Annotated in this window: 7 protein-coding genes; 2 read left to right on the top strand and 5 right to left on the bottom strand. The window is 70.9% G+C overall.

The window, feature by feature from the left end:
• Positions 1–1,072 precede the first annotated feature (1,072 nt).
• Together FJ251_10275 and FJ251_10280 are read left to right on the top strand one after the other, a co-directional pair.
• Positions 1,073–2,104, top strand: a complete 1,032-nt coding sequence (locus FJ251_10275; GenBank protein ID MBM4118105.1) for a 2-hydroxyglutaryl-CoA dehydratase — start codon at positions 1,073–1,075, stop codon at positions 2,102–2,104.
• Between the two features lie 196 nt (positions 2,105–2,300).
• Complete coding sequence (locus FJ251_10280) at positions 2,301–3,626, top strand: hypothetical protein (protein MBM4118106.1); 1,326 nt, start codon at positions 2,301–2,303, stop codon at positions 3,624–3,626.
• A gap of 107 nt (positions 3,627–3,733) precedes the next feature.
• On the opposite strand, the gene FJ251_10285 is transcribed toward FJ251_10280, so the two are convergent.
• From FJ251_10285 to FJ251_10305, 5 genes are read right to left on the bottom strand one after another with little or no spacing between them, the layout of a single operon-like run.
• Positions 3,734–4,636, bottom strand: a complete 903-nt coding sequence (locus tag FJ251_10285) for a hydroxymethylglutaryl-CoA lyase (protein MBM4118107.1) — start codon at positions 4,634–4,636, stop codon at positions 3,734–3,736.
• Positions 4,629–5,177: a hypothetical protein gene (locus FJ251_10290; protein ID MBM4118108.1), complete on the bottom strand. Its 549-nt coding sequence runs from the start codon at positions 5,175–5,177 to the stop codon at positions 4,629–4,631. The genes FJ251_10285 and FJ251_10290 overlap by 8 nt, the downstream gene beginning before the upstream one ends.
• Positions 5,177–6,664: an acetyl-CoA carboxylase biotin carboxylase subunit gene (locus FJ251_10295; protein MBM4118109.1), complete on the bottom strand. Its 1,488-nt coding sequence runs from the start codon at positions 6,662–6,664 to the stop codon at positions 5,177–5,179. The genes FJ251_10290 and FJ251_10295 overlap by 1 nt, the downstream gene beginning before the upstream one ends.
• Positions 6,664–7,449 (bottom strand): hypothetical protein, encoded by a 786-nt coding sequence (locus FJ251_10300; protein ID MBM4118110.1) that lies wholly within the window; start codon positions 7,447–7,449, stop codon positions 6,664–6,666. Before FJ251_10300 ends, FJ251_10295 begins: the two co-directional genes overlap by 1 nt.
• Before the next feature lie 4 nt (positions 7,450–7,453).
• A complete protein-coding gene (locus FJ251_10305) occupies positions 7,454–9,064 on the bottom strand; it encodes a methylcrotonoyl-CoA carboxylase (GenBank protein ID MBM4118111.1) in 1,611 nt (536 codons plus the stop codon).
• Between the last annotated feature and the right edge of the window lie 623 nt (positions 9,065–9,687).

Consider the following 9,687-nt stretch of genomic DNA (forward strand, 5'->3'; position numbering starts at 1 on the left):
CCCCCTCGGCATCGAGCTGCAGCAGCCGCCGAAGCCGACGATGCAGAGCCTTGCCGCGGGTGTCCGTCACTCGCCCGAGCAGATCTGCATCCCCTTCAAGGCGAACCTGGGCGACCAGATCGCGGCCCTCGAAAGCGGCGTCGATCTGCTCGTCTCCGTGCAGGGCGCCTGGAGCTGCCGCTTCGGCTACTACGGCCGCCTGCAGCACGCCATCCTGCGCGACCTCGGCTACCGGTTCGAGACCCTCGTGCTCGACGGCTCGCGCGAGAACATCGCCCAGGTCACGCGCATCATCAAGGCGGCGAACGGCGTGCGCTCCACGGCCGCAGCGGCGAAGATCTTCGTCGACGCCTTCCGCATCGCCTACAAGAAGGGCAAGCTCCTGGCCCGGGCGCAGGACGAGGCGCGCCGCCTCAGGCCGCTGGCGCTCCAGACCGGCGCCGTGGAGAGGGTCTTCGCGCGCCTCGTGGCCCAGATCGACGAGGCGGAATCCCACGCCAGCCTCGACCGCGTGGGCCGCGCGATCGATCCTGCCTTCGCGGAAATCCCGGTCGAGCGGGAGCGGCCCGTCGTGCGCCTCATGATTCTCGGCGAGGTCTACATCGTGCTCGAGCCCCTGGCCAACATGCAGGCCGAGCGGCGGCTGGGCGAGCTGGGCGCCTGGGTAGATACTTTCGTCAACGAGCACCGCTGGGTGATCCACCCCTTCCGGCTCGGTGTCTACGGGCGCTACCAGGAGCGGCACGCGCAGCGCCTGGCGACGCCCTACCTCAAGCACAAGCTGGGCGGCGAGGACAAGAACACGCTCGGCTTCACGATCATCGCGGCCAGGCGCGGCTTCGACGGGGTCGTGCACTTCAAGCCCTTCACCTGCATGAGCGAGGGCGTGGCCAAGCACATCCTCTACGCGGTGTCGCGAGACCACGGCATTCCCTTCGTCAGCTTCACGGTGGACGAGCACAGCGCGGAGGCGGGCTTCGTCACCCGCTTGGAGGCCTTCACCGACATGCTGCACCAGCAGCGGGAGCGCGGCAGCGCCGCCCTTGCCGCCGCCGGCTAGCGAGGAGACGGCATGGACATCCATCTCGGCATCGACGTCGGCTCCATCTCGAGCTGCTTCGCGGCGCTCGGCGCGGATGGCGCCGTGCTGCACACCGACTACCTGCGCACGCAGGGCGATCCGCGGCGCGCGGTCGGCGAGGGACTGGCCAGCTTGCGCGCGCGGCTGGGCGAGGGGCTCACCGTGCGCAGCGCGGGCACGACGGGCTCGGCGCGCCGCTTCGTCGGCATCCTCGTCGGCGCGGACCTGGTCAAGAACGAGATCATCGCCCACGCGACGGGGGCGATCCACTTCTACCCGGACGTCCGCACCGTGCTCGAGATCGGCGGCCAGGACTCCAAGCTGATCTCGATTCGCGACGGCATCGTCGTCGACTTCGCGATGAACACCGTCTGCGCGGCCGGCACGGGCTCCTTCCTCGACCAGCAGGCGAACCGCCTCGGCATTCCGATCGCCGAGTTCGGCGCCTACGCCCTGCGCGCCCGCCACCGCGTCAAGATCGCCTCCAAGTGCACGGTCTTCGCCGAGCGCGACCCCATCCACAAAGCCCAGCTCGGCGCGGCGCGCGAGGACATCATCGCCGGGCTCTGCGAGGGGATTGTGCGCAACTACCTGAGCAACGTGGGCAAGGGCAAGCGCGTCCAGGAGCGCGTGGTCTTCCAGGGCGGCGTGGCAAGCAACCAGGGCGTGGTCGCCGCCTTTGGCCGCGAGCTGGGCCTGCCGATCACGATCTCGGAGCACTGCGGGACGATGGGCGCCATCGGCGCCGCGCTGCTCGCGCGGCGGCATGCTGAGCGCACGGGTCTCAGCTCGCGCTTCCTCGGCTTCGATCTGGAGCAACGCGCCTTCAAGTCGCGCATCTTCGAGTGCGAGCACTGCGCGAATCTCTGCGAAGTGGTCGAGCTGAAGCGTGACGGCGTGGTCGTCGACCGCTACGGGCACCGCTGCGAGCGCTGGGATCTGGACGGCCTCGCCGCGGCGACGGCCGCACCGCCCTGTGCGCGTCAGCGCGCCTGCCCGACGGGAACGGGCGCCTCGGCCTAGGCGACATCCCGCTGAGGCCCCCGGCCAGCGCGATGGGCGGGGTGAGGAGCAGGCCCAGGTTGTCCCCGAGCTCCGCGACCAGCAGGGGCGCCACGGCAAGGCCGATTCCAGCGGGATTTGCCGTCGCTGCACCATTTACCGGCTAGGCGACTGTGGGGTATACTTCTGGCATCCGTCCCCACCGGATCTACACACGATGGAGGCCGCTATGCGCGCACCGCGAATCACCCCTGCGCTGCAGGCCCTGCTGCCCCTCGCCTCGTTTGCCCTGATCTTCAGCGTCGCCAGCTGCTCGGACGGCACTGCCCCCAAGGGCGGCGCCGATTCCGGCGAGCTGGCGATCGGCGGCAGCTACGACGCCGACGACGGTCAGTTCGTGCTCGGCGTCACGGACACGCTGCCCGGCAACCCGCTGCTCGTCGAGCTGATCGGCAGCGAACTGGTCACCGATCCGGAGACGGAGCAGCTCTCGCTCCGGGTCGCCCTGCGCAACCTGGGCGACGACATCCACCCGCCCGTGATGCTCTGGCTGAGCGAGTTCCAGCCCGCCGCCGTCTACGTGCTCAACCCCGATGCCGTGCGGATGGCCGAGGGGCCCGACGACCTCCTGCCGCCGGCCTACGGCTTCGACTACTCGGCGCTCTTCGGCGAAGATGGCGTGCTGAGTGCGGGCGAGACCTCGCAGGCGAAGCTCTGGCTCTTCCATGATCCCGGCCTCGGCTCCTTCGCCTTCCACGCGCGGCTCGAGGCCGGCCTCGTCCCCGGACTGCCGCGCATCGCCGGACGCGTCTGGGAGGACTACAACGGCAACGGCGTGCTGGAGGCCGGCGAGCCGGGCTGGCCGGGCGCGCCAATCGTGGTCGCGACGCCGGAGGGCGAGTTGATCTCCGTCTTCAGCGGGCCGCAGGGCCGCTACAGCGTCCCTGCACTGACGGCGGGGCTCTATCGGCTGGAATGCGACTTCAGCGAATTCGGCATGATCCCGCCCTTCTTCACCACGCCCAATCCGCTGAACGTGCTGATCGCGCCCGGACCGGACGGCGAGTTGCAGAGCTATCTGCATGCCCATTTCGGGATCCGCTGGGGCGACGACCCGCCGCCCGGCCCGCCGCCGGTGGTCTTCACCGAGGCGCCGCCGGAGTCTCTGCACTTCGGGCACTGGAGCTACATCGAGGGCGGCGTCGAGGGCGACCGGCTCGATCTCCGCGTGGGCTTCAGCGGCTGCCAGCCGGAGCAGCCCTGGACCTGCTACATCAGTGGCGGCTTCATGGAGTCTTACCCCGTGCAGGTGCGCGCGGTGCTCGTCCATGAGGTGGAGGAGGAGTGCGACGCGACCTTCGAGGAGACCCTCCACTTCGACCTCTGGCCGCTGAAGCGAGCCTACGTGGAGGCCTACGGACCGAACCAGATGCTCCTTATTGACCTCATCGACTTCAGCGGCGCCGTGCACCAGATCGAGTACTGGATCGAGATGCCGGACTCCACCTGGGTCGATCCCGGGGAAGACGGGAGCCACGACTAGGGCCGCGCAGCGATACGCAGCGAAGGGCCGCCGGGGTTCGCGATCCGGCGGCCCTTTCCTTTCGTGGAATCCTGCCCAGACCGTCGGGTGGTGACCGCTGCGGACACCTACCTCTCCCGTACAGAACCCCGTACGCGCCAAGAGCGGCTGTCCGGCTCGCGGCCGAGCTGCGTCGCCATCGCCGCGCCCGCGGCGACGAGCCGCTCGAGATCCACGCCCGTCGCGTAGCCCATGCGCTCCAGCATGTAGACGAGGTCCTCGGTGGCCAGATTGCCTGCCGCGCCCGGCGCGTAGGGGCAGCCGCCGAGGCCGGCCGCGGCGGCGTCGAAGCTGCGCAGGCCCAGATCGAGCCCCGCGAGCACGTTGGCCAGCGCCGTGCCGTAGGTGTTGTGCAGGTGCAGGGCGAGCCGCGCGGCCGGCACGCGCGCGACGAGGTGCCCCACCGTCTCGCGGATCTCCCGCGGCGTCGCGGCGCCCAGCGTGTCGCTCACACCCACCTCGTCCGCGCCCAGTTCGAGCAGGCGCTCGACCAGAGGGCGGACCCGTTCCTTGGGGACGTCCCCTTCGTAGGGACAGACGAAGCTCATCCCCACGTAGCCGCGCACGCCGAGCCCCGCCACCTTCGCGCGCGCGATCAGGTCGGCGCAAACGGCGAGGCTCTGGGCGATCCCCATCCGCACGTTGCGCTGCGCGAAGGTCTCGCTGGCCGCCGTGAAGACAGCGATGCGCCGCACGCCGGCGGCCAGCGCGCGATCCAGGCCGCGCGCGTTGGGCACGAGCGCCGAGTAGCGCACGCCATCGTCCTTGGGCCCCGCCGGAAAGAGCGCGTCGGCGTCGGCGAGCTGGGGAATCGCCCGGGGGTGGACGAAGCTGCTCGCCTCGATCTCGTTGAGCCCCGCGTCCGCGAGGGCGGCGATGAAGCGCAGCTTCGCGGCTGTCGGCACGCTGCGCGGCTCGTTCTGGAGACCGTCGCGGGGCCCGACCTCGAGGATGCGCACCCGCTCAGGCATGCGCGGCCGCGGCGAGCGCCGCGGCCTCCTCCTCCAGCTCCACGAGCACGGCGCCCAGCTCCACCAGCTCGCCGACCTCGCAAGCCACCTTGCGCACGCGGCCCGCGTGGGGGAGCGAGAGCGTGAGCTCCATCTTCATCGACTCCATGATGACCAGCGGCTCGTGGGCCTTGAAGCGCTTGCCGGCGGTGGCAAGGACTCTCAGCACGGCCCCCGGCATCGGCGCCGTCAGCACCTCGCTGCGCGGTGCGCCCGCCTCGGCGCTGGCGCGCTGCGGCGTGTCGTGGACGATCTCCACCGCGTGCACGCGCCCGGCCAGCCAGAGCTGGAGCTGGTCCCCCTCGCGGTGGCAGAAGAAGGGCTGCACGCGCCCGCCGACGCGCAGCCAGCCCTCGCCCGTGCCGAGCAGCTCCAGCTCCACGGGCTGTCGCTTGCCGTCGATGACCGCATAGTGGCTCACGCCGTGCTTCTGATCGGCGCGCTCGAGCGAGACGCTGGTCGCATCGCCCCCGGCCGCGGGCCGGAGCTTGATCGTCGCCATCAGCTGTTCCTCCAGCGCTGGCCGCTCTTCCAGGGTCCGCCCGCCGCGGCCGCCGTGGCGAGGGTCTTCGGTTCGCCGGCGGGCGCGGCCGCCGCCAGACCAGCCGCGATCGCCACCGCGGCCTCCAGGCGCGCGGGTGCCTTCAGGTCGATCGCGTGTTCATCGAGGAAGTGCGTGTGCAGCTCTCCCGCCGCGAATGCCGGATGTTCGACGACACGGCCGAGGAACTCGATGTTCGTGCTCACGCCGAGCACCGCGAAACGCCGCAGGGCCCAGGCCATGCGCTGCCGCGCCTGCTCGCGGTCCTCTCCCCAGACCACGAGCTTGGCCAGCATCGGGTCGTAGTGGACGGAGACCTCCGAGCCGCGCCGCACGCCGACGTCCACGCGCACGTGCGCGCCGCGCGGCGTCGAGAACTGCACGAGGCGGCCCGTGGAGGGCAGGAAGGAGCGCGCCGGGTCCTCGGCGTAGAGGCGGCACTCGATTGCATGTCCGCGCTGCCGAAGCTCCTCTTGAGCGAAGGGCAGCGGCTCGCCGGCCGCGACGAGGATCTGCGCGCGCACGAGGTCGAGGCCGAGCACCAGTTCGGTCACCGGGTGCTCCACCTGCAGGCGCGTGTTGACCTCGAGGAAGTAGAACTTCCCGTCCGGCGCGAGCATGAACTCCACGGTGCCCGCGCCCTCGTAGTTCAGCGCCCGCGCCGCGGCGAGCGCCGCCTTGCCCATCGCCGTGCGCAGCGCGGGTGTGAGGGCGGGCGAGGGCGACTCCTCGATGATCTTCTGGTAGCGCCGCTGGATCGAGCACTCGCGCTCGAAGAGCTGCACGCAGTTGCCATGCTTGTCGCCGAAGATCTGGAACTCGACGTGGCGCGGTCGGTCGATGTACTTCTCGACGAAGATCCGAGCGTCCCCGAATGCTTTCTCTGCCTCGCGCGCCGCGGCGGCCTGCGCCTCGGCGAGTCCGGCCTCATTGCGCACGATGCGCATGCCCTTGCCGCCGCCGCCCGCCGCCGCCTTGAGCAGCACCGGGTAGCCGATCTTCGCGGCGGCCTTGGTCAGCGCAGCGGCGTCCGTGGTGTCGCCCTTCCAGCCCGGCACCACGGGGACGCCCGCCTCGGTCATCAGGGCCTTGGCGCGGATCTTGTCGCCCATCGCCTCGATCACTTCGGGTTGCGGGCCGATGAAAACGAGCCCCGCCTCGCGGCAGGCCCGCGCGAAGCTCGCGTTCTCGGAGAGGAAACCGTAGCCCGGGTGCACGGCGTCGGCACCCGCCTTCCTCGCGATCCCGATCAGCTTGGCCTGGTTCAGGTAGGTCTCGGCCGGCGCCGTGCCCGCGAGCGGCACGGCCTCGTCGGCGCGCATCACGTGCAGGGCCTTGCGGTCGGCGTCCGAGTAGACCGCGAGCGCGGCGATGCCCATCTCCTGCAAGGTCTGCGAGACGCGCACGGCGATCTCGCCGCGGTTGGCGATCAGGACCTTCTTGAACATCAGCGGTCCTCCTGCCACTTCGGCGGGCGCTTCGCCAGGAAGGCTGCCAGGCCTTCCTGGCCTTCAGTGGAGACGCGGATCTCGGCGATGCGGCGCTGCGTCTCCTCGCGGAGGCGCGCCGGGGCGCCGGCCACGGCGTCGTAGAGCGATTTGCAGGCGGCCAGCGCGGCCGGACCGTTCTTCGCAAGCTGCGCGCAGAGCGCGCTGAGGGCGGCGTCGAGCGCCGCCTCGTCGGGATAGACCTCGGCGAGCAAGCCCACGCGCAGTGCGGTGGCGGCATCGAAGCGCTCGGCGCTGAGCGAGTAGCGTCGCGCGGCGCCCGGCCCGATGCGCTGGATGAGATAGGGGCTGATCATCGCCGGCACGAGGCCGAGCTTCACTTCGCTGAGGCAGAAGCTCGCGCGCTCCGTGCCGAGCGCGATGTCGCAGGCGGCCACCAGCCCGACGCCGCCGCCGAAGGCCGCGCCCTGCACGCGGGCGACGACCGGCTGCGGCGCGCCGTGGATGGCCTCGAGCATGTCGCCGAGCAGGCCCGCGTCGGCGAGGTTCTCGGCCTCGGAGTAGCCCGCCACGCGCTGCATCCAGCCGAGGTCGGCGCCGGCCGAGAAGCTCTTGCCCGCCGCGGCGAGCACGATGACGCGCACGCCGACGTCGGCGGCGAGGGCGCGGAAGCGCGCCGTCAGCGCTCGCATCAGGCCGTCGTCGAAGGCGTTGTGCTGCTCGGGGCGGTCCAGCGTGACCGTCGCCACGCCGTCCGCGATGCGCCAGCTCAGGGCTTCGCTCATGTCGCTACATCCTGAACACGCCGTGCGTGCGGGGCGGGAAGGGTGCATTGAGCGCCGCCGCGATGCCCAGCCCCAGCACCATGCGCGTGTCCACGGGGTCGATGACGCCGTCGTCCCACAGGCGCGCCGTGCTGTAGTAGGCGCTGCCCTCGGTCTCGTACTTGGCCAGGATGGGCGCTCTGAAGGCCTCGGCGGCGTCGGGCGCGAGCGCCGGCTTGCCCGCTGCCGCGAGCTGGTCCTGCTTCACGGTGAGCAGCACGTTGGCCGCCTGCTCCCCCCCCATCACCGAGATGCGCGCGTTCGGCCACATCCAGAGTTGGCGCGGCCCGTAGGCGCGGCCGCACATGCCGTAGTTGCCGGCGCCGAAGCTGCCGCCGATGATCACCGTGAACTTGGGCACGGCGGCGTTGGAGACGGCCGCCACCATCTTGGCGCCGTCCTTGGCGATGCCGCCCGCCTCGTACTGCCGGCCCACCATGAAGCCGGTGATGTTCTGGAGGAACACCAGCGGCACGCCGCGCTGGCTGCACAGCTCGATGAAGTGCGTCGCCTTGAGCGCGCTCTCGGAGAAGAGCACGCCGTTGTTGGCGACCACGCCGATCGGGTAACCCCAGAGGTGCGCGAAGCCGGTCACCACGGTGGTGCCGTACAGCGCCTTGAACTCGTGGAAGCGGCTGCCGTCGACGAGGCGGGCGACGATCTCGCGCACGTCGTAGGGGCGGCGCACGTCCTGCTGCACGATGCCGTAGATCTCGGCCGGGTCGTAGTGCGGCTCGGCGACGGGCAGCGTGGCCAGCTCGTGGCGGTGCGCGCGGCCCAGGTGCGCGACGATGTTGCGCGTGATCGCGAGGGCGTCCTCGTCGCTGGCGGCGTAGTGGTCGGTCACGCCGGACTGGCGGCAGTGCACGTCGGCGCCGCCGAGCTCCTCGGCCGTGACCTCCTCGCCCGTGGCCGCCTTCACGAGCGGCGGCCCGCCGAGGAAGATCGTCCCCTGCTCCTTGACGATCACCGTCTCGTCGCTCATCGCGGGCACGTAGGCGCCGCCCGCCGTGCAGGAGCCGAGCACGACGGCGATCTGCGCCGCGCCCTGCGCGGAGAGCCGCGCCTGGTTGTAGAAGATGCGGCCGAAGTGCTCGCGGTCGGGGAAGACCTCGTCCTGCATGGGCAGGAAGGCGCCGCCCGAATCCACCAGGTAGATGCAGGGCAGGTTGTTCTCGGCGGCGATCTCCTGCGCGCGCAGGTGCTTCTTCACGGTGATCGGGAAGTAGGTGCCGCCCTTGACCGTGGCGTCGTTGGCGACGATCACGCACTCGCGCCCCGACACGCGCCCGATGCCGGTGACGATGCCCGCGCCCGGCGCGGCGTCGTCGTAGAGGCCGCCCGCGGCGAGGGCGCTGAATTCGAGGAAGGGCGTGTCCGGGTCGACGAGCTTCTCGATGCGGTCGCGCACGAAGAGCTTGCCGCGACCGCGGTGGCGCTCGACCAGCTCGGGGCCGCCGCCCTGCTTCACGCGCTCGAGGCGCGCGCGCAGGTCCGCGACGATCCCCTGCATGTGCTTGCGGTTGGCTTTGAAGGTGGCGTCGTTGGCGTTGATGCGGCTCGTGATCTGGTCCATGCCCCTGCCCTTGTGCCAGGCCCGGATGGCCGGCCGGCGGCCGGACCGCGGGATTATGAAGGCAGGGCCAGGATTCTGCAAGCGCGACGACCCGCCCCCGGGGGCGGGTACCCGGCTCGTGCACGCCGGCCGGCAAAGAGCGCAAGTGGCGAACCCGCCGCGACCTTCGGCTGGGCCTACTCGCCGCGGCGGGCCCTGCTTGTTCGTCCGGCCTGGCCGGCACAGGACGGCAGGCTGGTCATCGCCTTCTGCACGGAGCCGGCGGCCGTGGGCGCCGGCTGACTGGCCCTGCGATGAATTCGCGGGACGAAAGCCGATGTTGTTGTTGCTGTTGTCGGGGTTGTTCCTGTTGCGATTCGCAGAGCGGCAGTTCTGCGCGTTGTTGTTCCAGTTGCCGCCGCGTTTCACACGGTTCGACCCGTATCGCCCGCCGCCCTCAGCCTGCAGACAGGAATGCTGCCCGCAGCGCTCTCGTGTTCCCCTGCGCCAGAAGAGGTGGTCCCAGGAAACTGGACAGCGTGCTAAGGTGGCTCCACGACTCTGAACGGAGGACATGGAGCAATGGCAAACCGACGCAAGTTCTCGGCTGAATTCAAGGCCAAGGTCGCCCTTGAGGCCCTGGT

It is taken from the genome of bacterium (genome assembly GCA_016873475.1).
In the GTDB taxonomy this organism is placed as follows: Bacteria; Krumholzibacteriota; Krumholzibacteriia; order JACNKJ01; family JACNKJ01; genus VGXI01.